The 25,966-nt window shown below is 70.9% G+C and carries 25 protein-coding genes and 2 pseudogenes; 8 read left to right on the top strand and 19 right to left on the bottom strand.

Annotated features, from left to right (window positions below; all coding sequences use genetic code 11):
• Positions 1-5: 5 nt before the first annotated feature.
• The gene (locus SGFS_RS15370) at positions 6-701 is read right to left on the bottom strand and encodes a hypothetical protein (protein WP_286250757.1); all 696 of its coding nucleotides are present in this window, start codon (positions 699-701) and stop codon (positions 6-8) included.
• A 243-nt stretch (positions 702-944) separates the two neighbouring features.
• Between SGFS_RS15370 and gcl the strand changes: the two genes are divergently transcribed.
• Entirely contained in the window at positions 945-2,729 is a 1,785-nt protein-coding gene (gcl, locus tag SGFS_RS15365) for a glyoxylate carboligase (protein ID WP_286250756.1), read from the top strand.
• Positions 2,730-3,444: 715 nt separating this feature from the next.
• Here the strand turns inward: gcl and SGFS_RS15360 are convergent.
• On the bottom strand, positions 3,445-4,338 hold the full coding sequence (locus SGFS_RS15360) for a 2-hydroxy-3-oxopropionate reductase (RefSeq protein ID WP_286250754.1): 894 nt from the start codon (positions 4,336-4,338) through the stop codon (positions 3,445-3,447).
• 28 nt (positions 4,339-4,366) lie between these two features.
• Positions 4,367-5,224, bottom strand: a complete 858-nt coding sequence (locus tag SGFS_RS15355; protein ID WP_286250752.1) for a TIM barrel protein — start codon at positions 5,222-5,224, stop codon at positions 4,367-4,369.
• Between the two features lie 424 nt (positions 5,225-5,648).
• Here SGFS_RS15355 and SGFS_RS15350 point away from each other — a divergent pair, with 424 nt between their 5' ends.
• The 5 genes from SGFS_RS15350 (at position 5,649) to SGFS_RS15330 (ending at position 9,691) form a co-directional block, all read left to right on the top strand.
• On the top strand, positions 5,649-5,897 hold the full coding sequence (locus tag SGFS_RS15350) for a YkoF family thiamine-binding protein (protein WP_286250750.1): 249 nt from the start codon (positions 5,649-5,651) through the stop codon (positions 5,895-5,897).
• Positions 5,898-5,959: 62 nt separating this feature from the next.
• Complete coding sequence (locus SGFS_RS15345; protein ID WP_286259939.1) at positions 5,960-6,280, top strand: helix-turn-helix domain-containing protein; 321 nt, start codon at positions 5,960-5,962, stop codon at positions 6,278-6,280.
• Between the two features lie 117 nt (positions 6,281-6,397).
• Positions 6,398-7,321, top strand: a complete 924-nt coding sequence (gene uraD / locus SGFS_RS15340) for a 2-oxo-4-hydroxy-4-carboxy-5-ureidoimidazoline decarboxylase (protein WP_286250749.1) — start codon at positions 6,398-6,400, stop codon at positions 7,319-7,321.
• 5 nt (positions 7,322-7,326) lie between these two features.
• Positions 7,327-8,253: a factor-independent urate hydroxylase gene (gene pucL / locus SGFS_RS15335; protein ID WP_286250747.1), complete on the top strand. Its 927-nt coding sequence runs from the start codon at positions 7,327-7,329 to the stop codon at positions 8,251-8,253.
• Positions 8,254-8,317: 64 nt separating this feature from the next.
• The gene (locus tag SGFS_RS15330; protein ID WP_286250745.1) at positions 8,318-9,691 is read left to right on the top strand and encodes an 8-oxoguanine deaminase; all 1,374 of its coding nucleotides are present in this window, start codon (positions 8,318-8,320) and stop codon (positions 9,689-9,691) included.
• Between the two features lie 184 nt (positions 9,692-9,875).
• Here SGFS_RS15330 and SGFS_RS15325 read toward each other — a convergent pair whose 3' ends face one another.
• The 3 genes from SGFS_RS15325 to SGFS_RS15315 form a co-directional block, all read right to left on the bottom strand.
• Positions 9,876-10,703 (bottom strand): chitosanase, encoded by an 828-nt coding sequence (locus tag SGFS_RS15325; protein ID WP_286250743.1) that lies wholly within the window; start codon positions 10,701-10,703, stop codon positions 9,876-9,878.
• 95 nt (positions 10,704-10,798) lie between these two features.
• Positions 10,799-13,009: an alpha-N-acetylglucosaminidase gene (locus SGFS_RS15320; RefSeq protein ID WP_286250741.1), complete on the bottom strand. Its 2,211-nt coding sequence runs from the start codon at positions 13,007-13,009 to the stop codon at positions 10,799-10,801.
• 133 nt (positions 13,010-13,142) lie between these two features.
• Positions 13,143-14,000, bottom strand: a complete 858-nt coding sequence (locus SGFS_RS15315) for a helix-turn-helix domain-containing protein (protein WP_286250738.1) — start codon at positions 13,998-14,000, stop codon at positions 13,143-13,145.
• Positions 14,001-14,096: 96 nt separating this feature from the next.
• Here SGFS_RS15315 and SGFS_RS15310 point away from each other — a divergent pair, with 96 nt between their 5' ends.
• A complete protein-coding gene (locus tag SGFS_RS15310; RefSeq protein ID WP_434027126.1) occupies positions 14,097-14,954 on the top strand; it encodes an NAD(P)H-binding protein in 858 nt (285 codons plus the stop codon).
• 3 nt (positions 14,955-14,957) lie between these two features.
• On the opposite strand, the gene SGFS_RS15305 is transcribed toward SGFS_RS15310, so the two are convergent.
• The 4 genes and pseudogenes from SGFS_RS15305 to SGFS_RS15290 all read right to left on the bottom strand — a co-directional run bounded on the left by SGFS_RS15305 (position 14,958) and on the right by SGFS_RS15290 (position 17,224).
• Positions 14,958-15,173 carry a hypothetical protein gene (locus tag SGFS_RS15305; RefSeq protein ID WP_286250736.1) on the bottom strand — a complete coding sequence of 72 codons (216 nt, stop codon included), beginning with the start codon at positions 15,171-15,173 and terminating at the stop codon, positions 14,958-14,960.
• Positions 15,174-15,197: 24 nt separating this feature from the next.
• Entirely contained in the window at positions 15,198-15,746 is a 549-nt protein-coding gene (locus SGFS_RS15300; RefSeq protein ID WP_286250733.1) for a GNAT family N-acetyltransferase, read from the bottom strand.
• A 48-nt stretch (positions 15,747-15,794) separates the two neighbouring features.
• Positions 15,795-15,930: pseudogene (locus tag SGFS_RS15295) on the bottom strand (SAM-dependent methyltransferase); the annotation flags it as partial.
• A 73-nt stretch (positions 15,931-16,003) separates the two neighbouring features.
• Positions 16,004-17,224 (bottom strand): hypothetical protein, encoded by a 1,221-nt coding sequence (locus SGFS_RS15290; protein WP_286250729.1) that lies wholly within the window; start codon positions 17,222-17,224, stop codon positions 16,004-16,006.
• A gap of 220 nt (positions 17,225-17,444) precedes the next feature.
• Between SGFS_RS15290 and SGFS_RS51410 the strand changes: the two are divergent.
• Positions 17,445-17,705: pseudogene (locus SGFS_RS51410) on the top strand (transposase); the annotation flags it as partial.
• Between the two features lie 39 nt (positions 17,706-17,744).
• Here the strand turns inward: SGFS_RS51410 and SGFS_RS15285 are convergent.
• The 9 genes from SGFS_RS15285 to SGFS_RS15245 form a co-directional block, all read right to left on the bottom strand.
• Positions 17,745-18,128, bottom strand: a complete 384-nt coding sequence (locus tag SGFS_RS15285; protein WP_286259937.1) for a VOC family protein — start codon at positions 18,126-18,128, stop codon at positions 17,745-17,747.
• 278 nt (positions 18,129-18,406) lie between these two features.
• Complete coding sequence (locus SGFS_RS15280; protein WP_286250727.1) at positions 18,407-18,829, bottom strand: acyl-CoA thioesterase; 423 nt, start codon at positions 18,827-18,829, stop codon at positions 18,407-18,409.
• Positions 18,830-18,921: 92 nt separating this feature from the next.
• On the bottom strand, positions 18,922-19,560 hold the full coding sequence (locus tag SGFS_RS15275; protein ID WP_286250725.1) for a hypothetical protein: 639 nt from the start codon (positions 19,558-19,560) through the stop codon (positions 18,922-18,924).
• An 81-nt stretch (positions 19,561-19,641) separates the two neighbouring features.
• Complete coding sequence (locus SGFS_RS15270) at positions 19,642-20,241, bottom strand: histidine phosphatase family protein (RefSeq protein WP_286250723.1); 600 nt, start codon at positions 20,239-20,241, stop codon at positions 19,642-19,644.
• Positions 20,242-20,284: 43 nt separating this feature from the next.
• The gene (locus tag SGFS_RS15265) at positions 20,285-20,818 is read right to left on the bottom strand and encodes an HAD domain-containing protein (RefSeq protein WP_286250721.1); all 534 of its coding nucleotides are present in this window, start codon (positions 20,816-20,818) and stop codon (positions 20,285-20,287) included.
• Between the two features lie 128 nt (positions 20,819-20,946).
• Positions 20,947-21,630 carry a hypothetical protein gene (locus tag SGFS_RS15260; RefSeq protein ID WP_286250719.1) on the bottom strand — a complete coding sequence of 228 codons (684 nt, stop codon included), beginning with the start codon at positions 21,628-21,630 and terminating at the stop codon, positions 20,947-20,949.
• Positions 21,631-21,673: 43 nt separating this feature from the next.
• Positions 21,674-23,866 carry a M48 family metalloprotease gene (locus SGFS_RS15255; protein ID WP_286250717.1) on the bottom strand — a complete coding sequence of 731 codons (2,193 nt, stop codon included), beginning with the start codon at positions 23,864-23,866 and terminating at the stop codon, positions 21,674-21,676.
• The gene (locus SGFS_RS15250; protein WP_286250715.1) at positions 23,863-24,567 is read right to left on the bottom strand and encodes a hypothetical protein; all 705 of its coding nucleotides are present in this window, start codon (positions 24,565-24,567) and stop codon (positions 23,863-23,865) included. The genes SGFS_RS15255 and SGFS_RS15250 overlap by 4 nt, the downstream gene beginning before the upstream one ends.
• A gap of 135 nt (positions 24,568-24,702) precedes the next feature.
• Positions 24,703-25,911: a pyridoxal phosphate-dependent aminotransferase gene (locus SGFS_RS15245; protein ID WP_286250713.1), complete on the bottom strand. Its 1,209-nt coding sequence runs from the start codon at positions 25,909-25,911 to the stop codon at positions 24,703-24,705.
• Positions 25,912-25,966 lie beyond the last annotated feature (55 nt).

Here is a 25,966-nt window from a genome sequence, read left to right as displayed (position 1 = left end):
AGCGTTCAGGCGCCGGTCGCGACCAGGTCGGCCGCCGCGCCGTTGACCGGCTGCGGGGTGCCCGTGAGGTCCAGGACGAACAGGGAGACGCCCAGGCCGTCGGCACGGTCGCGGGCGTCGTTCGCGTACCCGGCCAGGGAGAAGTAGACGCAGTCCGCGGACTCGGTCATCGCGGTCAGCCACAGGCACTCGACGTCGCGCAGCGAGGCCGGATGGATGGACGGGTCCACCTGCGCCAGGACGCCCCGCGCGGCCAGCCCGATCCCGTTGGGCTGCCGCTGGTCGGCCCGGCGCACGCCCCGGTAGCCCAGCCAGCGCAGATAGAGGGCGACCGCGGTGACCGCGTCACGGGCGGTGCGGATCGTGACGGGCGTGAAGGCGGTACGGGGACGTGCGGGGCGATCGATCCCGTTCGGGTCCCGGGACCGCAGTGGCCGTAGCGCGCCCGCGACGGGAACGCGCAGCACGGTCCCGCAGGCGCAGCCCAGCTCGGGGTGGGGCCACTGGCCCTCGCGGCCACAGGTCCCGCAGCGGACGGTGACCCAGTCCTCGTCCCAGGTGCGGTGGGTGACGGCGCTGGGGTCGGCACGGCGGTTCAGCGACGGGGCGACGGGGGTGCCGCAGGCGCACGGATAGGCCGGGGCCGCGTACACATGCTCCCGCCCGCAGTCCGGGCACCTCACCGGCATGCTCTCGCTCATGCTCCCCCCTACCGCCGAATCACTACGAACAGCCCCCTCATCGTCCTCCAACCAGGGCCGTTCCGGCAGGGAAACACCCCGAGACGCCCAGGTCGAATCCGCTTCGCCCGCCCTTGACGCTCATTGCGTCGCCCCCTACATTGCTTCCAGATAGCAGAAAACACTTTCCATAATACGGAAACTGAGTGCTCACCGCGGGGCGCGAGGCGAGCGCGAGTCCGGCAGCTGAAGCAGGAGTACGCAATGGCTCGTATGACCGCTGCCCGCGCGGCAGTCGAGATCCTCAAGCGCGAGGGCGTCCGGGACGTGTTCGGTGTCCCCGGCGCGGCGATCAACCCCTTCTACGCCGCGCTGAAGGCCTCCGGCGGCATCCACCACACCCTCGCCCGCCATGTCGAGGGCGCCTCGCACATGGCCGAGGGCTACACCCGCACCCACCCCGGCAACATCGGCGTCTGCGTCGGCACCTCCGGGCCCGCCGGGACCGACATGATCACCGGGCTCTACTCGGCGACCGGTGACTCGATCCCGATCCTCTGCATCACGGGCCAGGCGCCCACCGCCGTGATCCACAAGGAGGACTTCCAGGCGGTCGACATCGCGTCCATCGCCAGACCGGTCACGAAGATGGCCATGACGGTCCTGGAGGCCGCGCAGGTTCCGGGAGCCCTCCAGCAGGCCTTCCATCTGATGCGCTCCGGCCGCCCGGGCCCCGTGCTCATCGACCTGCCCATCGACGTCCAGCTCACCGAGATCGAGTTCGACCCCGACACCTACGAACCCCTCCCGGTCTACAAGCCGGCCGCGACCCGCGCCCAGATCGAGAAGGCGATCGGGATGCTGAACGAGGCGGAGCGCCCGCTGATCGTGGCGGGCGGCGGCGTCATCAACGCCGACGCCTCGGAACTCCTCGTGGAATTCGCCGAGTTGACCGGCGTCCCCGTCGTCCCCACCCTCATGGGGTGGGGCGTCCTGCCCGACGACCACGAGCTGAACGCCGGCATGGTCGGCCTCCAGACCTCGCACCGCTACGGCAACGCCACCTTCCTGGAGTCCGACTTCGTCCTCGGCATCGGCAACCGCTGGGCCAACCGCCACACCGGGAAACTGGACGTCTACACGGCCGGACGGACGTTCGTCCACGTCGACATCGAGCCCACCCAGATCGGCAGGATCTTCGCCCCCGACTACGGCATCGCGTCCGACGCGCGCGCCGCGCTGGAGCTGTTCGTGCGGGTGGCGAGGGAACTGAGGGCGGAGGGGAGGCTGCCCTCCCGTACGGAGTGGGCGGCGGCCGCGCAGGACCGCAAGGCCCGCCTCCAGCGCCGTACGCACTTCGACGACGTCCCGATCAAGCCGCAGCGCGTCTACGAGGAGATGAACAAGGCCTTCGGCCCCGAGACGCGGTACGTCACCACCATCGGCCTCTCCCAGATCGCCGGCGCCCAGATGCTGCACGTCTACCGGCCGCGGCACTGGATCAACTGCGGCCAGGCGGGACCGCTGGGCTGGACGGTCCCGGCGGCGCTCGGCGTGGCGAAGGCCGACCCGGAGGCGCGGGTCGTCGCTCTGTCCGGCGACTACGACTTCCAGTTCATGATCGAGGAGCTGGCGGTCGGCGCGCAGCACCGCATCCCGTACGTCCACGTCCTCGTGAACAACTCCTACCTGGGCCTGATCCGCCAGGCCCAGCGCGCCTTCGACATCGACTTCCAGGTCAACCTGGAGTTCGAGAACGTCAACTCGCCCGAGCTCGGGGTGTACGGCGTCGACCACGTGAAGGTCGCGGAGGGGCTGGGCTGCAAGGCGATCCGGGTGACCGATCCGGGGGAGCTGGGCGCCGCGTTCGAGCAGGCGAAGAAGCTGGCGGCGGAGTACCGCGTGCCGGTGGTGGTCGAGGCGATCCTGGAGCGGGTCACCAACATCTCCATGTCCACGACGAACGACATCGGGAATGTCGTGGAGTTCGAGGAGGTGGCGACGGAGGCGGGGCATGCGCCTACGTCGATCAGGGCGCTGAAGGTCTGACGCGCGGCGTCCGTCCGAGGGTCGGCCTGGCGGCGGCGCGATCTCGCAAGAGCGAGCCGCTTTGTCGCACCGCCGCCTCTGGCCTCCCCCGTTCCCCCGTTCCCCCGTCGAGGCCCGCCGCCCCCGTGTCGGCGGGCCTCGCGTGTGGAGAATGTGCCCGCCCCCGGGGGTGGTTGAAGCCTCCGGGGGCGGGTTCAGAGCTTGATTTGAGGGTTTCGTAGGTGGGCTACGCATGCTGGCGTAGGCGTGTTCGGCACTGCGAGAGAGCTCGGGGGGTGGGATCGGTTGGCGGGTGCGGGTGCGGGTGCGGGTGCGGCTTTTGGCGTTGGTGGGTTGCTCGCGGCCCAGCAACCCACCAGCGCCGAAAGCCGCCCGGCGTCGGGCGGCTGGGACCGCGGCGGGGCGCGACGGTACTCGGCGCTGCTTCCCTCACGTCGAGAAGGAGGCCGGGACCTTCACCACCGCACTGGCTCGCGTTCCGCCGCGGTCCTCGCCCTGCCCGCGCGTGCCGCCGGGCGGTCACCCCTCATCCGGGTCGCTCGGCGGGCTGCCACGGGCGATGCGTCCGAATGCCCCCGAGGGTTCGTCGGGGACATTCGGACGCGGCCTTGAAGTCCGGGTGTTGGTGCCGGGCGGCGCGGCCGCTTGGGCGCGACAGGACAGATGTCAGCGGCGGCGCCGCCCGGGGTTCAGGGGGGTGTCTCGTGCGGGCCGGTCAGATGTCGGCGCCGGACAGGCGGTCCACCGCCCGCAGCAGCGCCGAGTGGTCCAGGCCTCCGTCGCCCTGGGCGCGCAGGGACGCCACCAGCTGGGCCACGACCGCGCCGACGGGCAGGGCGGCGCCGACGTTGCGCGCGGCGTCCGTCACGATGCCCATGTCCTTGTGGTGCAGATCGATGCGGAAGCCCGGCTTGAAGTCCCGGTTCAGGAAGTTGTCCTTCTTGCGGGTCAGGACCGTCGAGCCGGCCAGACCACCGTTGAGGACGTCCAGCGCGGCCGTCAGGTCCACGCCCGACTTCTCCAGGAAGACCACGGCCTCCGCGCACGCCTGGATGTTCACGGCGACGATCAGCTGGTTCGCGGCCTTCACGGTCTGGCCGGAGCCGTGCGGACCGCACAGCACGATCGTCCTGCCGAGCGCCTCGAAGATCGGCTTCGCCGTCTCGAAGTCGGCCTGCTCGCCGCCGACCATGATGGACAGCACGGCCTCGATGGCCCCGGCCTCACCGCCGGACACGGGCGCGTCGAGGACCCGGACGCCCTTCTCCGCCGCCGCCCTCGCCAGGTCGACCGACGTCTGCGGCGTGATGGACGACATGTCGATCAGCAGGGCGCCGGGCCGCGCGTTCTCCAGGATGCCCTCGGGGCCGTACGCGATGGCCTCGACCTGCGGGGAGGCCGGCACCATCGTGATCACCACATCCGCGGCACGCACGGCCTCGGCGATCGAACCGGCCGCGGAGCCGCCCGCGGCGGCCAGCCGGTCCAGCTTGTCCTGCTCCAGCGTGTAGCCGGTGACGTCGTAACCCGCCTTGATCAGGTTCTCGGACATGGGGGAGCCCATGATGCCGAGACCTATCCAGGCGATCTTGGGGAGCTGGTCGCTCATGATGGGGTGCCTCTCCGTACGGGTGTGTTCAGCGGGCGGCGCGGGCCGCGCGCGGCAGCCACTCGAAGGCCTCGGCGCTCGGGCGGTCGCCCGGCTTGTACTCCAGGCCGACCCAGCCCTCGTAACCGGCCTTCCGGAGGCGGTCGAGGAGGTCCGCCAGCGGGAGTGAGCCCGTGCCGGGGGCGCCGCGGCCCGGGTTGTCGGCGATCTGTACGTGGCCGGTCTTCGGCACGTACCGCTCGATCACCTGCGGCAGGTCCTCGCCGTTCATGGACAGGTGGTAGAGGTCCATCAGGAACTTCGCGTTGCCGAGTCCCGCGGCCTCGTTGACCTTGTCGACGACCTCGATCGCGGCCGGGGCGCTCACCAGCGGATACAACGGTGACTCCGGCTTGTTGAGCGCCTCGATCAGCAGGATCGCGCCGATCCGGTCGGCGGCCCGCGCCGCGAGCACCAGGTTCTCCAGTGCCAGCGCGTCCTGCTCGGCCGGGTCCACGCCCTCGACCCGGTTGCCGTAGAGGGCGTTGAGCGCCTTGCAGCCCAGGGACTCGGCGAACTCCGCGACCACGTCGATGTTGGCGCGGAACCTCTCCGACTCCACGCCCGGCACCGACAGCGCGCCGCGGTCCGGGCCCGGGAGCTGCCCGGAGTAGAAGTTCAACCCCGTCAACCGGACGCCCGCGTCCTCGATCGCGCCCTTGAGCGCGGCGAGTTCGGCGGGCTCGGGGGTGGGGGAGCCGACCCAGGGCCACCACAGCTCGACCGCGGTGAAGCCGGCCGCGGCGGCGGCCGCGGGGCGCTCCAGGAGCGGGAGTTCCGTGAAGAGGATCGACAGGTTGACGTTGAAGCGTTGCTCTGCGGCTGTGCTCGATTCAAAACCTGGCATGGGCCCTCAGACGCTCCCTTCCGCTCGTCAGCTCGCGCTTTATAATTCCGTATTACGGAAGTTTATTTCTGCTTAATGGAAGATTGCCGCCGGGGGTCCGGCCTTGTCAAGAGGGGGGCGGTGGAACCGGGTGTCGCGAGTTCGGTTGGGTGCGTGCGATTGGGGGCGACGCCCTGCGTGGCGCGGGGGTGGGCGGCTCCTCGGGACGTCGGCGGCTTGACCACGTGCAGGGCGAAGGGTCGCCCCGGTCGGTTAGGGTCGCCTCGTGGCGGACCGAGCGGCTCCGTCCTGGTGAAATTGATCGGCCTGGGGTGCGTGGCGGCTGTGAAGCGGTCGACCGGCGCGTCCCCGTTGTGCCCTGATGCGCCCTCGCGGTGAGGGATCTGGGTAAAAGCGCAGGTCGGATGCGTGTTCTGGGGGCGCAATGCGATTGAGAGTGGAGTTCACGACCGAGCCCTTCGACCTCGACGAGGCGCCCGCGCACGCGTTGGTGGCGCGCGAGGTCGTCGAGGCGGCGGAGTTGGACGCCGTGGATGTCGGCCCGTTCGGCAATACCGCGGAAGGGCGTGCCGACGCGGTTCTCACCACCGTGGAGGCCCTGCTGCGCAAGACTCTGGAGGCCGGCGCCACGCGGATCTCGCTCCAGGTCAACGTCGTCGAGGAGGGCGAGTGACCGACCTCGGGGACCTCGGGGGTGACCCCTTCGTCGCGGCCGTGAAGCCGCTCGTCGACGCCATGGGCGGGCTCATGCTGCCGCCGGGCGAGGCCGGCCCCGACGATGTCGTGCTCTCCTGGCAGGGCGCCGACGTCGTCGCCGTACGTCTGCCGCAGCTCGCCGAGTCGCTGGACCACATCCTGGCCGCGATGGAGCGCAAGCAGGGCAAGCCCCTGTCCGACCTCGACCGCAAGGCCAAGCAGGAGGTCGTACGGATCCTCGAAGCGCGCGGCGCCTTCTCCGTGCGGCACGGTGTGGAGACCGTCGCGAGCGCGCTCGGCGTCAGCCGTTTCACCGTCTACAACTACCTGAACAGGGAAAACGCGGCCAAGGGCAACTGAGCGGCGGGGCGGAGAGCGGTCCGTAACCGCGATTTTTCAACAAACTGTTGACGCGATGTCGGGGCAGGGCGTTAGCTTGCCGTAGCCAGTCCAGCGATACGGCCACGGAGGCCTCCCGTGACTTCGAGTTCTTCGACGCCCCCCGGCCTCGCCCAGTTCAACGCCCTGGAGGAGCACGCGGCCGCCGCGGCGCTCCACGAGGCGTGCGCCTCGGCGCGCTGGGGGCGCCTTCTCCTCGCCGGACGGCCGTACGCCACCGTCGAGGACCTCCTCACCGCCAGTGACGCCGCCATGGCCGAGCTGACCGCCGAGGACCTCGCCGAGGCGATGGCCGGGCATCCGCCGATCGGCCGCCCCAAGCCGGGCGATCCGACCTCCGCCCGCGAGCAGCGCGGTATGGCCGGCGCCTCCGACGCGCTGAAGGCGGAGATGCTCGAACTGAACCTGGCCTACCAGGAGAAGTTCGGCCATGTCTTCCTGATCTGCGCCACCGGCCGTACGGGCGAGCAGATGCGCGACGCGGTGAGGGAACGGATCGGCAACGCGCCGGAGACGGAACGCGAGATCGTCCGCACCGAACTGGGCAAGATCAACCGCATCCGCCTCACCCGCGTCGTCGAAGAGGCTGAGACCAGCATGAGCACCAGCACCACCGCCTCGGTGTCCACGCACATCCTGGACACCAGCGTCGGCCGCCCCGCCCAGGGCGTCGCCGTCCGGTTGTCCGCCCGCTCCGCCCATTACGGGCAAGGAGGAGACTGGCGGGCGCTCGGCGGCTCCGCGACCGACGCCGACGGCCGGTGCAAGGACCTCCCGGCGCTGCCGGCGGGGACCACTCACGTACGGCTCGACTTCGAGGTCGAGCCCTACTTCCAGAAGAAGCAAGCCGATGCGCAGCAGGACGCCCCCGCGAATCGGGACAGCGGTCCCGGTGTGTTCTTCCCGGAGGTGGCGATCACGTTCGCCGTCGTGCCGGGCGAGCACTACCACGTACCGCTGCTGCTCAACCCGTTCGGCTACTCCGTATACCGAGGGAGCTAGCAGAGATGGCAGAGATTTCCCGCCCGACCCACGCCGTGCTGGGACAGAACCAGTACGGCAAGGCCGAGAACCGAGTCGTCAAGATCACGCGGGACGGGGCCACCCACCACATCAAGGACCTGAACGTGTCCGTGTCGCTCTCCGGCGACATGGACGACGTCCACCTCTCCGGTTCGAACGCGAACGTCCTGCCGACGGACACCACCAAGAACACGGTGTACGCCTTCGCCAAGGAGCACGGCATCGAGTCCGCCGAGCAGTTCGGCATCCATCTCGCCCGCCACTTCGTGACCTCGCAGCCGGCGATCCACCGGGCCCGTATCCGAATAGAGGAGTACTCCTGGGAGCGGATCGAGCACGGCGGTGAGGGCGCGCACTCCTTCGTCCGCAAGGGACAGGAGACCCGCCTCGCCCAGATCACCCACGACGGGGAGAACTGGGAGGTCGTCTCCGGGCTCAAGGACCTGACGGTCATGAACTCGACCGACTCCGAGTTCTGGGGCTACGTCAAGGACAAGTACACGACCCTCCCCGAGGCGCACGACCGCATCCTCGCCACCGAGGTCTCCGGCCGCTGGCGCTTCAACTGGACGGACGGCGAGCAGACGGCGCCCGACTGGGACGAGTCCTACGCGCAGGTCAAGAAGCACATGCTCGCCGCGTTCGCAGAGACGTACTCGCTCTCGCTCCAGCAGACCCTGTACGCCATGGGCGCCCGGATCATCGACAACCGCGGCGAGATAGACGAGGTCCGCTTCTCCCTCCCGAACAAGCACCACTTCCTCGTGGACCTCGCTCCGTTCGGGCTGAAGAACGACACCGTCGACGGGGGTGTGTACTTCGCCGCCGACCGCCCCTACGGCCTGATCGAGGCCACGATCCTGCGGGACGGCGCCGAGGCGAGGATCCCGGTCGACCTCACCAACCTCTGACGCGGACAGGGAAGCCCACGGAAAGCCCCCACGCAAAGCCCCCACGACAAACAAAGGACGAACGATGGCACAGCGCATCGTCATCGAGAACGCGGCGATCGCGACCGTGGACGCGACGGACACCGAGTACACCTCGGGTCATGTGGTCGTGGCGGACAACCTCATCGAGTCGGTGGGCGCGGGCAAGGCCCCGGAGGGCCTGGCCGACGTCGTACGCCGGATCGACGCGACCGGCCACCTCGTGACCCCCGGCCTGGTCAACACGCACCACCACTACTACCAGTGGATCACCCGGGGCCTCGCCACGGACCACAACCTCTTCGACTGGCTCGTCGCGCTCTATCCGACCTGGGCGCGCATCGACGAGCGCATGACGTACGCGGCGGCCCAGGGCTCGCTCGGCATGATGGCCCGCGGCGGTGTGACCACGGCGATGGACCACCACTACGTGTTCCCGAAGGGCTCCGGCGACCTGTCGGGCTCGATCATCCGGGCGGCGCGCGAGATGGGCGTCCGCTTCACGCTCGCCCGTGGCTCCATGGACCGCAGCGAGAAGGACGGCGGACTGCCCCCGGACTTCGCCGTCGAGACCCTCGAAGGCGCGCTCGCCGCCACCGAGGAGACGGTCAAGAAGCACCACGACGCCTCCTTCGGCGCGATGACCCAGATCGCAGTCGCCCCCTGCTCACCCTTCTCGGTCTCCACCGAACTCCTGCGTCAGGGCGCCGAGTTGGCCCGCCGCCTCGGCGTACGGCTGCACACGCACGGCTCGGAGACGGTCGAGGAGGAGAAGTTCTGCCACGAACTGTTCGGCATGGGCCCGACCGACTACTTCGAGTCGACGGGCTGGCTCGGCGAGGACGTGTGGATGGCGCACTGCGTCCATATGAACGACTCCGACATCGAAGCCTTCGCCCGTACGAAGACGGGTGTGGCCCACTGTCCGTCGTCCAACGCCCGGCTGGCCGCAGGCATCGCCCGCGTCCCGGACATGCTCGCGGCCGGCGTCCCGGTCGGCCTCGGCGTCGACGGCACCGCGTCCAACGAGTCCGGCGAACTCCACACCGAGCTGCGCAACGCGCTCCTCATCAACCGCCTCGGCGCCCACCGCGAGGCCGCGCTGAACGCCCGCCAGGCCCTGCGCCTCGGCACTTTCGGCGGCGCCCAGGTCCTGGGCCGGGCGAGCGAGATCGGCTCCCTGGAGGCCGGCAAGCTCGCCGACCTGGTGCTCTGGAAGCTCGACACCCTCGCCCACGCGTCGATCGCCGACCCGGTGACCGCCCTGGTCTTCGGCGCGGCGGCCCCCGTGACGCTCTCGCTCGTCAATGGCGAGCCGATCGTGGAGAACGGCCGCCTCCTGCACGTCGACGAGGACGCCATCGCCCGCTCCACCCGTGAGGAGGCCCGGCGGCTGGCCGAGATCGCCGCCGGGGAGTGAGCGCCCAAGTCATTTGCGGTGTACGGCAGTTGAACTCCGGTCGAGAGGGACGGCCTTCGGCCGGAAGCCACGGGGCCCGAGCGGGGACCATGGCTGCCGTCCCCGTCTCCGGGGCGCGCCGAAGCGTGCGCGCCCCGGAACGGTTCCTCGGCGGGGTCCTCGCGGCGGCGTCCTGCCGGCGGGGTCAGTCGAGCGTGTAACTGTCCCCGTAGACGCGCCAGTTGAGCGGCAGTTCCAGGTCGAGGTTGCCCGCCTCCAGGAAGACTCGCTGTGCCGTCTCGACCCGGGAGACATCGGTATGGGCCTCCTCCTGCTCCATCGCCCACACCCGCGCATCGAGGAAGGCATGCAGATACGCCGTCTCGTCGCCGCCGTCGGCCGGGGTGTCCGCGTCGCCGAGGGCCCGCTCGCGGACGCCACCGAAGCTGAGGGCGTCGGTGCCGGGGCCGTGCATGACCATCGCGTCGTAGTAGACGAACTGGCCGAGCGTGCCGAGGCCGTCCTGCTCGGCCCGTGCCACCGCAGGGTCGAAGTAGACGCGGTCCCGCTCGTCGCGCTGGGCCGTGCGGAACGCGGCGGTCGCGGCGGCCTCGCGCCAGGCGGCCGGGAAACCGGGGTCCAGACCCTCGTGCGAGTCGGTGCCGTCCACCGCGCGCAGGGCGGTCAGATAGCCGGCCAGCGGATTGTCCGCGACCCGCTCGGTGTACAGCTCGACCAGCGCCAGTATGTCGCTCGTGCCGGAGCAGAACCCGATGATCCCCGCCGTGTAGCCGCGGCCGTCGCCGATGTCCTCGATGTACGCGTACTGCGCCTCCCAGTCCAGTGACGAGTTCTCCGCGCTGGACACCAGCCGCATGGCGATGTCCTTCTTCTCCGGGTCGTCGAGCCCGGTGCTCGCGGTGGTCGCCGCGTCCGCTGTCCTGTTCAGCAGGACCGGGGCGGCGAGCAGAGAGGCTCCGAGGGTGGTCAGCAGCAGTCTGCGGGATGCGGCTTTGGCGGGCAGCAGCGGCACGTGTGGTCTCCAAGTGAGCGCTCCGAAAGGGCAGTTGAGAGTCGCGCGGGCGACTTGGAAACGTGTGGGAGTGCGGTGGCAGCGGGCTGTGACCCTCAGGAGAGGGCTGTGAGCCGGTCCCGGATCTGGGTGGCGACCGCGTGGGTGTCACCGGTCGGCACGGTCGCGAGCGGCCCCGGATCGCGCGTCCAGCGCTCCTCCAGCGCGAACCAGTCGATCTTCGCCGGCGCCCGCGCCTCGGCGAGCGCGTCGCGCAGTTCGTCGAAGTACGTCGACCAGCGCAGCCGGTACAGCCCGCCCACCAGCCCCGCCCACTCCCGGTTGGCGTAGTCGCGCAGCCCCGCGTCCGCGCCCTTCCGCGTCCCCCACACGGTCAGCAGCGACAGGGTGTCGTACGCCAGCCGCTCCCGCTCGGCGTCGTCCGCGCCCCACGCCCGGGCGTCGGCGACCCAACGGCCCAGCAGATGACGGGAGTCGGTGGCCAGCAGCCGGTCCAGCAGGTCCATGAGCGAGAGCCAGCCGCCGGTCAGCTCGTCGAAGCGGGCGAGGTCCCCGTCGTCGTACGCCTTCTTGATCCTCGGCAGCAGGACGCGGCTGCGGTTCGAGACGGTCTGGCGGGCCACGTCGAGCAGATCGCGGCGGTACGCGGACGAGTCGCGCAAGCTCCGTCGGACTTGCAGGAGTTCGCTCAGCGCGGGCTCGAAGTCCGCTGCCTCGTAGCGGAGTCGTCTGGGGGACCAGCGGGCCGCTCGGACGGAGTTCAGTGCGGGGCGGGCGCCGAACAGGCCGTCGGCGCCCTCGCTCCAACTGTCGGCGCGGTTCGTGCCGTACGCGGTGCGCCGCAGGACGTCCCAGGCGGCCTCGGCGTGCGGATCAGGGGCGCCGTAGCGCGCGTGCGCCCACTGGGCGAACCACGCCTTCAAGTCCAACTCCTCGTCCTGCCAGGCGAGTTCGGAGAAAAGGGCGAAGGCGGCGGGGTTGTTGTCGGCGGCCTCCGGCAGCAGGGCGATCCCGCGCAGCTTGCTGCCACTCCTGGTGCGCCACTTCTCGTACAGCTCCGGCCAGTCGCGGGTGTTGGCGCCGAGCGCGGTGTGGCCGCCGAAGTTCCAGATCGAGCCGAAGGCGTACGGGGTGTCGCCCCAGTCGGCCTCGCGGTCGGTGACCGTCGGGAAGCGGTCGGAGAGGCCGTCGACGACGAGCATGCGCGCCTTGTCGACGGCGTCGAGGATCGCGCGCGGCGGGTTGTGCTGCCAGCCGAGAATCACCCAGATGGCCCCGGGGCGCGCGGCTTGCAAGGCTCTCTCGACGCCCCGTGCGGCCTCGCCGACCGGCACGTCACCGGGGTCGCCGCCCTCGTGCAGCAGATCCATCTTGTACAGGGTCGAGGGGCCGTCGAACAGCTCGTCCTGGAGGCGGTAGAAGGCCGCCGCCACCCGGGCGAAGTGGTCCGAGCGCGGATCCAGCCAGTCGGGGCGTGCGAAGCCCATCCAGTCGCCCTGCGGAACCGTGCGCGCCCCCGGATTGCGCTCGGCGAAACCGGGCGGAACCGTCCCGAAATATCCAGGGAGCACCGGGGTCATCCCCAGCTCGCGCACCCGGCGCGCGATCCGCCGACCGAGTGCGGCGCGGGCGTCGAGCAGCTGCCGCGATACCGGTTCGGGGAAGCCGGACAGATTCTGCAGCAGCCACCACGGCTGATGGGCCGGGCCCGGGATCCACGCCCGCAGCTCCTTCTCCCCGTACCCGAACTCCTGGAACACCCGGTGGTACAGCGCGTCCGCGCCCGTGTGGACGAGGACCTCGTTGTAGCCGTGCAGCGCCAGTACGTCGAGCTCGTGTTCCCAGTACGCCCAGTCGAGGTACGCGCCCGTGTAGCCGTCGTTGGTGTCGTTGAGGGCGAAGCGGTGCGGGACGTTCGCGCGGCGGGTGACCGTGCCGTCGAGACCGGGCAGCTCGCGGGGGAGGAGGCCGGTCTGCTCGCCCGCCCAGTTGATCTCGGCACGGGCGATGTGCCGCAAGTACCAGTTGAGTCCGGTGAGTTGGATGCCCGGGGTGTCGCCGGAGACGGTGAGGTCCCCGGTGCGGCCGGAGACCCGGAAGGTGTCCCGCTGTCCCTCGGTGAGGAACGTGATCTGCCGCCAGTGTCGCGGGAGCAGCCGCCGGGCCGCCGCCGTGGCCGCGGACGTCGAGTCCGGGGCGCCGGGCGCGTCGTCCGAGGGGATCGCGACGGCCGAGGCGCAGGCGACCGCGGCGCCCGCCGAACCGGCGGCGAAGGCGGTGAGCAGGGCACGGCGGGCGAGCGGCATGGTGTCTCCGGGGTGCGGGTGGGGGTACGCGACGAAACCCATACCCGCAGAAACATCACTTCTGTGCAGATGTACGGCCACAAGGGGGAGAACCGGACGTGAATGGCCGAACCCGAGTGCTCGCCCGCACCGGCTACCGGCTCTGAGCCCGGTCCAGCGGCCGACAGGGCTGCGCGGCCGGAAGGCGCCCGGTGAAGTACGAGGTCGGGGGCACTCCCATCAGCGTGCGGAAGTCGGCGGTCATGTGCGACTGGTCGTAGTACCCGGTGGCCGTCGCGAGCTGCGCCCACGGCACGGCGGGGGAGCGGTGGGCCAGCAGATGGCGTACCCGGGCGATGCGGGCGTAGAGCTTCGGCGAGACACCCACACCGTCCGCGAAGAGGTTCCGCAACTGACGCTCGCTGACGGCGAGACGGCGCGCCAACTCCCTTACCCCGTCCGGGCGATGGTCCGCACTCGGTGACATCGCCTCGACGGCGGCCCGCAGCAGTCCGGTGCGGGAATCGCCGGGCGGAGGGAGCTGATCGGGCAGGGCCCGTGCGAGATGCGGGACGATCGACTCCGCGCTCGTCGTCCGCAGTTCGGCGGCCAGCTGGCGTGCCGCGAGGGCGGGGAGGTCCGCCAGGCGCACGACTCGGTCCAACAGGTCGGTCGCCGGGACACCCAACAGCGGCCGTGCGGTGCCCGGTTCGAGGCGCAACTGGACGCAGGAGGCCGGGCGCCGGCTCGCGTAGTACGAGGCCCGGGTGCGCGGGCCGACCACCACCACGTCACGGCGGCCGTCGGCGTCGGTCCGCACGACCAGCTTGGTCGCCGCGTCCGGGACGTACGTGTACGGCTCGTGCTGAGCGCTGTCGTCGGGCGGGCTCAGGGGGCCTTCGGAGGCGGCCGGGCTCTCGACCCCCGCGAACCACGGCCGCAGGGCCTCGGGCACCGCCGCGATCGTCTCCGGCAGACCGGGATGCGTCTCGTACGTCGTCGCGCTGGTCACCCGTCCACGGTAGACGCGCCGCACACCCGGACGGGGCCGCCGACCGTGCCGGAATTTCCTAGCGACCGAGGGCCGCGGCTCGCCACCGTGGTGGGCATGATCCTCGTGACGGGTGCCACCGGCACCATCGGCAGTGAAGTCGTACGACAGCTCGCGGCGCGCGGCGAGAAGGTCCGCGCCCTGACCCGTGATCCGGACCGGGCCGGGGTGCCCGCCGGGGTGGAGGCGGTGCGCGGCGACTACCACGAGCCCCCGACCGTGGAGGCCGCGCTGGCCGGGGTCTCGGCCCTGTTCGCGGTGGCCGTCCTGGGCCCCGGGGACGCCGACGCGGACCGGCGGCTCGTCGAACTGGCCCGCGCGGCGGGCGTCCGGCGCGTCGTGAAGCTCTCCGCCATCGCCGTCGACGACCCGGCCGTGGGCCCCGCCGGGCTCTGGCACCGGGGTGGCGAACAGGCAGTGCGGGACAGCGGGCTGGAGTGGACGATCCTGCGGCCCTCCTCCTTCGACTCCAACACGCTGAGCTGGGCGGAACCGATTCGCGCGGGCGAGCCCGTGCCCGACATGACCGGCTCCGGCGTGCAGGGCGTGGTAGACCCGCGCGACGTCTCGGCGGTCGCCGTCGAGGCGCTGCTCTCCGACGGTCACGCGGGCCGCATCTACACCCTCACCGGCCCCGAACTGCTCACGGCCGCCGACCAGGCCGCCGCCCTCGCCGCGGCCCTCGGCCGCCCGGTCGGCACCGTCGATCTCACACCGGAGGAGGCCCGCGACCTCATGGCCCGGTCGGGCCTGTCCGACACCTACGTCGAGGGCGTCCTGGGAGGTACGGCGTACGTCCGCGCGGGCGGCAACGCGGTGGTGACGGACGACGTCCACCGGGTGCTCGGGCGCGCGGCGCGGACGTACGCCGAGTGGGCGCGGGATCACACGGAGGCGTTCGGGGCGGCCGACTGAGCTTCAGGTCCGGCCGCCCGGCCGGAGCACGGCCGTGGCGGGCGCCGGCGCCGCGGCCGTGCTGCCCGTGGCCACCGCGAACGCCGGCCGGTAGCCGTCCCCCGTGGCCGGGACGAGCGCCGAACCGCCGTCGAGCAGGGCGTCCGTACGGCTCGCCGCGAGCGTCGTCAGGACGCGCCGGACCGCCTCGCCGCTGAGTGTCTGGACTTGGTCAGCCACATGATCCGAAAGAAACGACCTGGTTCAACCGGACGGCGTGACCGAGGACCACACGCCGAACCACTGCTCGGCGCCCCACTCCTCGAACCGCTCCACTTCGGTGAACCCCAGCTTCGCCGCGAGGCGCATCGAACGGTCGTTGGCGGTCTGGGTGCAGAGCACCACCGGCTCGCCGGGAAGTGCGTCGGCGAACCAGTCGAGTGCCGCTGCGCACGCCTCGGCGGCGTACCCGCATCCCCATGCCTCCGGCAGGAACATGTAACCGAGCTCGGCCTCCCCGGCATCCGGACGGACGTGCCCCGGACGCTCCGCGTCGCGCCGATCGAGCGTGATCGTGCCGATCATCGTTCCGTCGAGATCGATCACGAAAAGGCCAGGGCGCCGCCCGGGTACCTCGGGCATCGCGTGTTCGAGCTCATCACGTGGTCGAGTGCCACCGAGGTAGGTGTGCACCTCTGGCGAGGCGAACAGTTCGATGAACGTCGCACGGTCTCGGGCCTCGGACTCGCGGAGCACGAGCCGTTCGGTCGTTATCGGGGCAGGTGGCCAGGCGACGGGTCCGAGTCCAGTCATGGCGGGCAACCTATCGCATGCCCGTACGAGGACTCCGAAAGAGAAGGCCTAGTCGTCCGAGCCCGCAGCCGACGGCAGTACCTCGACGACGAAGAACAGGAAGTCGGGTTTGGTCGAAAGGTCATGGAAGCCGTCGGGGAACAGCTCACGGGCGGGCCGGGTCTGGCTGGGGCCTTCGGAACGCCGGCGATACCGCCGCCCAGAGGGCTCGGGCTCGGTGCAGTTGTAGGCCACGAAGGTACTGCCGATCAATCCACTCAACCGGACGCGCCCTGCGCACGGGCGTCGGCCCAGGCATCGACGAGCCCGCACACCACCACGGCCGTCACCAGGAACGCGGCCGCCCCCGAGAGCAGCGTCACCTCGTAGTACGCCTTGGGCGTCAACCAAGCGGCCGCGGCCGCAGCACATGCTCCCGCCAGGACGGTACATCCCAGTCTTCCGGCCAGCAGAAGCACAAACGGCCGACGCCGCCCTGCGCCCAAGGCGCCTCTCCCACCCCGATCCTCGGCCGACGAGTCCCGCGCGGCCAACACGCACGCAGTCGCCGCCGTCAGCAGACCCGCACCCGCCGCAAGCTGCGGCGTGCCGAACACCACGCCATACCGCACCGCCAACGCCGGTACGAAGAACAGCGCAAGCCAATACTGCAGAGCGTGCCGCACGAACGACAGCGTCAGGCCGGGAGTGGACGGCTCTGAGAGACGGGCCGCGACCCGGCGGAGCACGAGAAGCGCACCCGCAGCCGCCAGAGCCAGCGGCAGGCGCCGGTCCAGTCGGCCCAGGTTGTAGAGCAGGGCCGTGTCGTAGACGACCAGGACGAGCACCCCCAGGGCGCCCAGCGAACCGATGAACACCAGCAGCCCGGGTACGGAAGCGGGCGTCCGGCACGTCCCCGTGTCTCGGGCAGCCAGGCGGCGGATGAACAGCGGTGTGAACACGGCGGAGACGGCCCGCACCACGAGGTCGTCGACCGTGTACGGGTTGCGCAGGTCCCATTCGACCAGGCAGAACACGGCCGTGTACGACACCGACGCCAGCGGCAGCAGAAAGGAGCGGGTGATCCGCCGATACAGGTCCGAGTCGAACCACCGCACCACGGTCGCGAATGCCAGTAACACAAAGGGAAGTTCAAGGAACGCCTGAACCCGCAGCACGGACGGGGCGAGCAGCGTGGGCACGGGAAAGCCTTCCGCAAGCCGCTGCACCATGTGATCGGCGGAAGCGAGGTCGAACCACCCGGCAGGCAGGTACTGCGCGATGAAGGACGGGTCCCCGCCATGGACACGCATTACGTACACCGTGAACAAGACCTGGTTGACGTAGACAACCCCGGTCACCAGCGCCAAGAAAACGAGCGGCGAAAGGGCACGGCCCGTTGCCCGGGCAGAGCCGGGGCAACGGACGAGTACGCGGGGGGCGAACGCGAGGGTCGATGCGACCGACACGAGCACCAAGGCGTCCACGAGTACCTTCATGGCCGCCAAGGGTAAGAGCTCGTAACACGATCTTGCTGAAAAGACGACGAGTTGTGGGCGCTGATCGAGCCGCTGCTGCCGCCCTGGCCCGAGAAGGCGCGGGGGCCGCAGCCGGTGGCGGACCGGCTATGTCTGCGGGGCACCTGTACGTCTCCCACAACGACATAGCCGGGCAACTTCTGCCCCCGGAGCTGGGGTTCGGCTCCGCACCGACGTCGCCCAGACCCTTGCCCTGGTCGACGGCATCCCGCCCGTCGCAGGCCGCCCCGGCCGGCCACGCCGCCGACCCGAGGCACTGCTCGGGGACAAGGGCTACGACTCCAACCCCCACCGCGACGAGCTCCGGAAGCGCCGGATCCTGCCGGTCATCTCCCGCAAGGGCGCCCCGAACATCAAGGGCATGGGCAAACTCCGCTACGTCGTGGAGCAGACCTTCGCCCTGCTCCACCAGTTCATACGCCTCTCCGTCCGCAGCGGCACTTATCGCGGGGCTGACGCTGGGGTCGAGCAAGCGCTGAGATCACGAGGACAATGCGGCCCGCTCGGATTCGGCCAGCAATATGCAGAACTCGTTGCCCTCCGGGTCGGCGAGAACGACCCAGCCCCAGCCGTCGGGTTCGCGGCGATCGGCGACCAGGGAGGCGCCCAGGCTCAGCAGCCGCTCAACCTCCGCGTCCCGCGAGGTATCGGGGCGCAGGCACAGATGGAGCCTGTTCTTGGCCGACTTCGGCTCCGGAACCTCGTTGAAGTGCAAGGCCGGGCCGCCGGGCAGCATGATCTCGGTCTCGGCGTCACCCGGCTCGTCCTCGGGATCCAGCTGGTGTCCGGTCACATCGCTCCAGAACCGCGCCAGTAGGTAGGCGTTCGCACAGTCGATCGCTATGTTCGTCACCGTTGATCCCATGCGCGCGATCATGTCCGAGCGGCGCCCCGCCCGCCACCGGAATATGGCCGTGCTGGTGACGCGCCCCAGCAGCTCGTTGGGGACCAGGACGGTCGTGCAACTGATGATCACGACGTTCCACAACGGTCCGATGAACGCGCAGGCGGCGCCGATGGCGCCGATCAGAAGGGGGGCTGGAGGTGAACGCGAACACGGGCGCGCCTCATCGGCGTCGGCGGCACGCTCATCGCACAGGTCGTTCGGGCCGTGGGCTCGTACTCACACCCGCTCACATCCCCTCAGAGTCCGAACGCCGTCGGGTCCGCGGCCAGCTTGCGGAAGTACTCGCGGGGGTTCGTCACCAGCTTGCGGATCTTGAGGTCCATCAGGCCGCCCACGCCGGTGATCTCGGCCGCCACCGTGCCGTCGGCCTTGCGAATCGTCTGCTCGATGCGGAACGTCTTGCCCTCGCCCCACACGAAGACACAGGTCACCTCGACCTCGTCACCGGCGAGCAGTTCCCGCCGATAGCTCACGGTCGTCTCCAGGGCCACCGGGCCGACGCCGTTCGCCATCAGGTCGGCCTGGCGGATCCCGGCGGCCTGGAGCAGCGACCAGCGGGCGTGCTCCCCGTACTGGAGGTACACGCTTTGGTTCAGATGCCCCTGCACATCGGTCTCATAGCCCCGGACGGTGACGGGGACGGAAAACGGCTCGGCCATGACTTTCCTTCCTGCGGTCGGCTGCCTCGGCGGTCGGTCCTCGGCAGCCGTGCTGCGGCGGCCGGACGGTTACTGAGCGCTTGCTCAGTCCATCACGCCCGCCGTGGTGAAGCCAACAGATACCGCTCCCGCGTACGCGGATCCGTGTGCTCCCCCGTCTGCCAGCCTGCCTTCTCCAGTGTGACCGCGCAGGCCCGCAACGCCTCGGCGTCCGGCTCGTACACGGCGACGGCCTCCGGCTGGGGCGTGGCCCGCACCCGGTAGCCACCACCGCCCTCCGCTCCCGCCGGGCGGTGCCCCGCAGCCTCCAGCGCGAGCGCGGCGGCCCGCACCAGATGCGTACGCTCCCAACCGCACGGGCGGTCCACGGCACCGCCCGGATTGGTCATCCGCCGCAGCTCCAGGAGCCCCTGCCAGGCGCTGTGCACCTCACGTACCCGCGCGGGCCCGTCATCGGCGACGCCCTCACCGCCCACGCGGGCCGCGAACACCCCCGAGTCGGCGGGCGCGGGAGGATCCGGCGCCGGGGCCGTCTCCGGCATCGGGGGCGCCTCACGTATGCGGTGCCCCGCCGGAGTCAGGAAGTGGGCGTGCGGCGGGCGCGGATGGCGGAACGCCAGGCCCCGCTTCACCAGCGCGGCGAGCTGCGTCTCCGTGCCCGTCAGCCGTCCGGTCACCGGCTCGGCGGCGTCGATGATCCGCCGCTGGGCGGCGGTCGGCGGTCGTGTCACGGCACCCTCCTTCCCCCGAGGAGCGTTGTCTCCAGGGCGCCGACCGGCCCACGCGAAGGCGTCGGTCGACACTCTCGAAGACTACGAGGAGGGTCTGACATTCCACCCCGAGACGACCGGACGCCCGTGTTCCGTACCGAGCCTGCACACGGTCCCCGTCGCCAGCTGGAACAGTGCCCCGCCCGCCGGCGGCAGCCCGAGCCAGCGCGCGGTGAGCACTCGCAGGAAGTGCCCATGGGCCACCAGCACCACACAGCCCTCCGTGTTCCCGAGGGCCGCGTGCACCTTCGCCAGCGTCCGGTCGGCGCGCGCCCCGACCTCCTCCGGGCTCTCCCCGGGGTGCTCGGGCGTCCCGGGCGCGACCCCGTCCGTGAACAGGAACCAGTCGGGCCGGGTGCGATGGATCTCGACGGTCGTGACCCCCTCGTACCCGCCGTAGTCCCACTCGCGGAGGTCCGCGTCGACGCGCGCCCCGGTGAGCCCGGCCAGTTCGGCGGTCTCCTGGGCGCGCTTCATGGGGCTGACGAAGACGGCGCCGATCCGGTGCGAGTTCAGCAGCGGGGCGAGGGTGCGGGCCTGCGCCCGCCCGTTGTCGGTGAGAGGGATGTCGGTCCAGCTGGTGTGCTGCCCGGACATCGACCACTCGGTCTCACCGTGCCGCACAAGAAGAAGATCACCCATGCCTCCCAGGCTACGAGGCCGCCGCACCCGCCACGAACGCACCTCACAGGGCGCGCGCCCAGCGCTCCAGCCGCGCGAACTCCGGTTCCCGCAGCCCCCTGCGCGGATCGATCCGCATCAGCAGCGCCGCAGCGTCGTGGTGTTCGGCCACATGCCGTACGTCGAGGTCGGTGATCATGTCGTCGACCCAGACGAAGGGGCGCCCCGCCGCCCACTCCACCACCCGCCGGGTCTTCCAGTAGAGGCCTTCCGGGTCCGCGGCGAACAGGTTCGTGAACTCGATGACCGGCAGATCGCCCGGCAGTCCGATCACCGGCCCGATCATCTCGTTGGCCTCATGCATCCACGTGGTCGCCCACGCCAGCTCGTACGGCAGGGCGAGCAGCCGTGCCCCGTGTGCCGGGTTGAGCCGGATCCGCAGCCCCCGGCGGAGCCGCCGGGAGCCCGGTTCCTGCCGGGATGACCAGTTGGCGGGATGTACCCGGCGTGTGACGTAGCCGCGCGGACGCCACAATCGGGCGCCGAACGGGTTGAGGGGGCCGTCGACGTCGAGGAGGAGCAACGGTCTGTCGGTCATGGAGAGGGTCTACCCATACGTATACGTCGTGACCGTGACCGTGACCGTGACCGTGACCGAGACCGAGACCGAGACGGGTCGGCACGGTCGTGCTGCGCGGCGGCGATGCGTGTCCGGCGCGGGCTGCGTCATGTGTCCAGGACACGGAAGGCGCGTTCCGTCGCCAGGCCGGTGATGTTCCGGGTCTCGTCCTGTGCCGGGGCGTCCGGGGCCGCGGCATGGCTGAGCACGACGAGCACCCTGCCCTTCTGGACCAGGGTCTTGGTCTCGCCGGAGGGGTAACCGTCCAGGTCCACGCGGATGTTCGCCGCCCAACTGCGGTCGTCCAGACCCGGGTTCGTCGTCTCCCGCACCCGCTCGGTCCCGGTGGCCGCGAGGTCGGACCAGGTGACGGTGAACAGCTCGCAGTCCGAGAGGCCGGACACGGCCTTCTCGTACGCCTTCTCGGCGGCGGAGTCGTCGGGGTAGACCCGGAGCGTCTCGCGGAGCCATGGGCCCAGCTTGCTGTGCCCGAACTCCCGCCGGGCCTGAACCGCACTGCCGGAGGCGGGAGTTCCGTAGTCGAGGTCGTTGAGGGCGCGCAGACAGCGGGGCCGGTCCGAGCCGTCCGGCGGTGTGGCGTCCCGGTCCGGCTCGATCCGGTCGTACCCCGTGAGGTCGTCCGTGCTCAGCAGCGCGGCGGAGACCTCGGGGGGTGCGGGCAGCCGCTCGTCCTCGCCCTCGTCCGGCGCGGAGCCGCCGCCACCGCAGCCGCCGGTCAGCAGGGTGACGGCGGCGGTGAACAGGATCGTGGTGATGCCGATGCGATTCATGGATTCCCCCGGCGTCTTGAATTGCTCATTCACTGGCTGGGCGTTATCGATCCTGAACGACTTTGCACGCCGCATGGAGATCAAGTACGGCTGCTTCGACGTCGAATGTGTCGGCGTCCGTCCGAGCGCTTTCGAGACCCTTGAGAACTCTCAGAACGACCGAGCGCAATCCCGTATCGCGCGTCACTTTCATACGTTCCGCCACTTCTTCGAGGCCGTCGGGAGAGTGGAGGCGCTCGGTGGGGGTGCTGGAGAAGATGTAGCAGGCGAGTTTCGGTTCGACGGCCGGATCGCGGCCGGGAGTCGTGGCGCTCGGCGCGATGGGCAGGGATCGTTCCGGAATCTCATGGGCACTGCCGGTCTCCTCGGACGGCCTCGTCAGCGGGGGTGCCGGACCGGCGCGGTGTTCGACGACCGTGCCGACGGCCATCGCGGTGAGCGGCAGCAGGGCCGCGCAGACACAGGCGAGGGCCAGAGCCGGGCGCCACCGCTGCGGGCACAGCAGCGCGAGCGCGACGAGCCCGGTGGTGCCCAGGGCCCCGAGCGCGACCGGATCCAGCAGCACGCGCGCGACGGCCCTCGGCGGCACATACGAGGTGGCGACCAGTCGCTGCAGCTGGAACCACAGGGCCAGCGGCACCGAGAGCACCAGCCCGCCGAGGACGATCAGCACGGTGGTTCCGGTCAGGACGGTGGTTCCGGCCGCCCGGGACCGCACGCGTGCGAGCGCCCTCGACCAGGCCAGGAAGACGACCCCGCCGACGACCGGGGCGGCCACGAGCGGCAGCGCGGCGAGCGGCCGGGTGCCGAGGAGGGAGTAGTTGTCGCCGGTGACGAGAGCCGACGGGAACAGCCGTTCCCAGGCGGCGGCCGCGCGCGGGGACAACTGCGAACCCACGACGAGCGCGAGCCCCAGCAGAGCCCCGGGAAGCACGGTGTCCCGGAGCGGGGCGTAGGCGTACGGCGTGCCGTGGGCGTCCGGCCCGGCGTCCGGCGCGAGGTCGCGCCGCCACACCGAGACCGACACCACGGCGGTGACGCCCGTGCCCGCGAGCAGCCCCGTGAGCCAGTACGGGACGAGGGAGTTCCCGCCCGTCGCCGCCTCCGACAGCAGGGCGATCTCCTGGAACGCGGACCCGACCGCCACACCCGCGATCAGACAGGAGGCGAGCAGTGCCCGGCCCGGCTTCCCCGGGGTCTTCAGCATGCGCAGCCGACTGCGGTCGTGCGGATGCAGCCGCAGGAACTCCGGCAGCCGGGTACGGCCCCGGGCCATCGACGTCTCCACGGCGAACGCCATCCCGCCGGGATCCGACGCGGCGGTGTCGGAGGCCGCGTCGGCCTCGTACTCGCGGGTGCGGACGAACGCGGCGAAGGCCAGCAGGACCACGACGGTCACCGCGGCGAGCCGCCAGCCCAGGGCCGTCGCTAGGTCCGCCGGGCGCCCGACGGCCGCGACCGCCAGCGGGAGGACGACCACGCACGGGAAGACCCACAGGGCGTGGAACGCGAACCGGCCGCGGCCCACGTCCCCGGCGCGCAGATGGGCGATCTCGTGCCGCAGACCCGCGAGCGCGATCCGCCCGTCGGACTCGCTCCACGGCGTGTCCGTCGAGAGAGTCGTGTAGTTGGCGACGACGACGTACCGCCGGCCGAACAGCCCGTACGCCCGCGCCTCCTCGCGTACGCCGCCGAAGCCGCCGCGTCTCTCGACGACCAGCCGTGGTGGCCCGGCGGGGGCGTACCCCGTCTCGGTGAGGCAGGCCTTCAGTGCCGCCGTGGTCCGGCCGGGAACCGGCAGCGGGTGGCGTCGCCAGCGGCGCAGGCGCCAGAACGTGGTCAGCAGGACGGCGAGACCGGCGAGGGCGAGCACCACCGCCGGGCCGATCAGCGTCACGGCCGACTCCCGGAGCAGCAGTTCGTGCACGCAGTGCGCGGTGTCGCCCGGTGCCGGTCCCGCGTTCTCGGCCGCGCGGCGCAGACAGCCGTCCCGCCGCGATGCCCAGCCGTCCCGGGTCAGTACGCCCCACCAGGTGCCGGCGAACAGCGACGCGGCGCCCAGCATGAGCAGCAGGAGCAGGAACTGGGTGGATGTCGGATGGGGGAGCGTGGAAGTGGACGGTGTGGCCGGGGGACTGTCGTACGAGGACCCGTCGCGGGAGAAGCGGTCGTGCGAGGAGTGGGTGCGTAAGGACCCGTGGGGCGAGGCCCCGGTGCGAGGGCGGCGGCCCCTCACCCCCGGCCGCCCTCCTGGGTCGGCGCGTCCGGATCGCCGGTGCCGCCGCCCGGATCGCCGGTGCCGCCGCCCGGTACGCCGGTGCCGCCGCCCGGTTCGCCGCTGCCGCGTCCCTGACCGCTGGTGCCGCCCCCGGGTTCGCCGCTGTCACCCCCCGGTTCGCGCCCCGCGCCCCCCTCGCCGTCACGGTCGGGACGCACGGCCCGCCCCCGTGTCACCCACGCCGTGGCCACGGCGTCCGCCACCGCCGCGGCCTGCTCCGGCGGGCAGCCGACCCCCTCGCACTGGGCCGTCACATAACCGCGCAGCCACTCCGCGTCCTGGGCGCCGAACGGCTGGGCCGGCTGGCGCAGGGCCGAGGCCAGCCGGTGGCCGCGCCGCCGGTTCCACCAGCGGGACAGCTTCCCGGTGGCCGCACGGGCTCCCACCTGGACCTGCTCGGCGATGATGTGCGCCACGACGGCCGACACGAGGGACGAGGTGAGGATCGTGGTGACCAGGCCCGTGGTCATCAGGCCGCCCCGCCGGGCGGCGAGCTGATCGACCGTCACCGGATCGGTACGGAACTGCTCCAGATATCTCGGCAGTTCACTTTCGACCTGTTCGACGTCGGGAAGGCCGTATTCCCCCCGGGCGGCGAGCAGTCGCAGCGCGGCGCCTATGACTTCTTCCCCAGTGGCCTCTTCCGAACCAGAATTCACAAGTACCCCCGAACTCGCGTTCTCCCTGTGTCTGCGGACTATAGGGGGATATGCCGGGGGCGGCGAGCACGGGGAATTATCTTTTGGAAAATTCCCGGCCGCGTACGCCGCGAATGGAGGAGTCCATTGCCGCGTCTATTGCCGGTACCCGCTCAGGAACCGCCCGATCCGGCTGATCGCCGCGTCGAGGTCGTCCGCGTGGGGGAGGGTGAGGATGCGGAAGTGGTCGGGGGTCGGCCAGTTGAAGCCCGTGCCCTGCACCACCTGGATCTTCTCCCGCAGCAGCAGGTCAAGGACGAACTTCTCGTCGTCATGGATCTTGTGGACCTTGGGGTCGAGGCGCGGGAACGCGTACAGCGCCCCCTTCGGCTTCACACACGACACCCCCGGGATCTCGTTGAGTTTCTCCCAGGCCACATCGCGCTGTTCGTGCAGCCTGCCGCCCGGCGCGGTGAGGTCGTGGATCGACTGGCGGCCGCCGAGCGCGGCCTGGATGGCGTACTGCGCGGGCGCGTTGGCGCACAGCCGCATGGAGGCCAGCATGGTCAGGCCCTCCAGGTAGTCCTTCGCGTGCTGCTTCGGGCCCGTCACGACCAGCCAGCCCGAGCGGAACCCCGCCACCCGGTACGTCTTCGACAGGCCGCAGAAGGTCAGGACCACCAGGTCGGGAGCGAGCGCGGCGGCCGAGTGGTGCACGGCGTCGTCGTACAGGATCTGGTCGTAGATCTCGTCGGCGAAGACCATCAGACCGTGCCGGCGGGCGAGGTCGAGGATGCCCTCGATGATCTCCTTGGGATAGACCGCGCCCGTGGGGTTGTTCGGGTTGATGATCAGGACGGCCTTCGTGCGGTCCGTGATCTTCGACGCCATGTCGTCGAGGTCCGGGTACCAGTCGGCCTGCTCGTCGCAGAGGTAGTGGACCGCCTTGCCGCCCGCGAGGGTGGTCACCGCCGTCCAGAGAGGGAAGTCGGGGGCGGGGATCAGGATCTCGTCGCCGTCCTCGACCAGGGCCTGTACGGCCATCGAGATCAGCTCGGAGATGCCGTTGCCGAGGAAGACGTCGTCGACGCCGACCTCCAGGCCCAGGGTCTGGTAGCGCTGGGCCACGGCACGGCGGGCGGACAGGATGCCGCGTGAGTCGGTGTACCCGTGCGCCTGCGGCAGCATCCGGATCATGTCCTGGAGGATCTCCTCCGGGGCCTCGAAGCCGAAGAGTGCCGGGTTGCCGGTGTTGAGGCGCAGCACGCTGTGGCCCGCCTTCTCGAGCGCGTTGGCGTGCTCGACCACCGGGCCGCGGATCTCGTAACAGACCTCGCTGAGCTTGTTCGACTGCCGGAACTCCATGCGCGCTCGCCCTCCGGTTCGTTGTGTTGCTTGGTTTTACCAAGTTCCAGCTTGG

The organism is Streptomyces graminofaciens, from assembly GCF_030294945.1.
GTDB classification, from domain to species: Bacteria; Actinomycetota; Actinomycetes; order Streptomycetales; family Streptomycetaceae; genus Streptomyces; species Streptomyces graminofaciens.
This window is presented reverse-complemented; position numbering and strand designations above follow the sequence as displayed.

Bases quoted from the DNA above. Each gene is read 5' to 3' on its own strand.
- SGFS_RS15290 (WP_286250729.1), bottom strand. From the start codon at position 17,224: ATGAAGGTACTCGTGGACGCCTTGGTGCTCGTGTCGGTCGCATCGACC.
- SGFS_RS15260 (WP_286250719.1), bottom strand. From the start codon at position 21,630: ATGAATCGCATCGGCATCACCACGATCCTGTTCACCGCCGCCGTCACC.
- SGFS_RS15345 (WP_286259939.1), top strand. From the start codon at position 5,960: ATGGGCGGGCTCATGCTGCCGCCGGGCGAGGCCGGCCCCGACGATGTC.
- SGFS_RS15350 (WP_286250750.1), top strand. From the start codon at position 5,649: ATGCGATTGAGAGTGGAGTTCACGACCGAGCCCTTCGACCTCGACGAG.
- SGFS_RS15330 (WP_286250745.1), top strand. From the start codon at position 8,318: ATGGCACAGCGCATCGTCATCGAGAACGCGGCGATCGCGACCGTGGAC.
- SGFS_RS15360 (WP_286250754.1), bottom strand. From the start codon at position 4,338: ATGAGCGACCAGCTCCCCAAGATCGCCTGGATAGGTCTCGGCATCATG.
- SGFS_RS15300 (WP_286250733.1), bottom strand. From the start codon at position 15,746: ATGACTGGACTCGGACCCGTCGCCTGGCCACCTGCCCCGATAACGACC.
- pucL (WP_286250747.1), top strand. From the start codon at position 7,327: ATGGCAGAGATTTCCCGCCCGACCCACGCCGTGCTGGGACAGAACCAG.
- SGFS_RS15355 (WP_286250752.1), bottom strand. From the start codon at position 5,224: ATGCCAGGTTTTGAATCGAGCACAGCCGCAGAGCAACGCTTCAACGTC.
- SGFS_RS15285 (WP_286259937.1), bottom strand. From the start codon at position 18,128: ATGGGATCAACGGTGACGAACATAGCGATCGACTGTGCGAACGCCTAC.
- SGFS_RS15280 (WP_286250727.1), bottom strand. From the start codon at position 18,829: ATGGCCGAGCCGTTTTCCGTCCCCGTCACCGTCCGGGGCTATGAGACC.
- SGFS_RS15265 (WP_286250721.1), bottom strand. From the start codon at position 20,818: ATGACCGACAGACCGTTGCTCCTCCTCGACGTCGACGGCCCCCTCAAC.
- SGFS_RS15270 (WP_286250723.1), bottom strand. From the start codon at position 20,241: ATGGGTGATCTTCTTCTTGTGCGGCACGGTGAGACCGAGTGGTCGATG.
- SGFS_RS15310 (WP_434027126.1), top strand. From the start codon at position 14,097: ATGATCCTCGTGACGGGTGCCACCGGCACCATCGGCAGTGAAGTCGTA.
- gcl (WP_286250756.1), top strand. From the start codon at position 945: ATGGCTCGTATGACCGCTGCCCGCGCGGCAGTCGAGATCCTCAAGCGC.
- SGFS_RS15320 (WP_286250741.1), bottom strand. From the start codon at position 13,009: ATGCCGCTCGCCCGCCGTGCCCTGCTCACCGCCTTCGCCGCCGGTTCG.
- SGFS_RS15370 (WP_286250757.1), bottom strand. From the start codon at position 701: ATGAGCGAGAGCATGCCGGTGAGGTGCCCGGACTGCGGGCGGGAGCAT.
- SGFS_RS15245 (WP_286250713.1), bottom strand. From the start codon at position 25,911: ATGGAGTTCCGGCAGTCGAACAAGCTCAGCGAGGTCTGTTACGAGATC.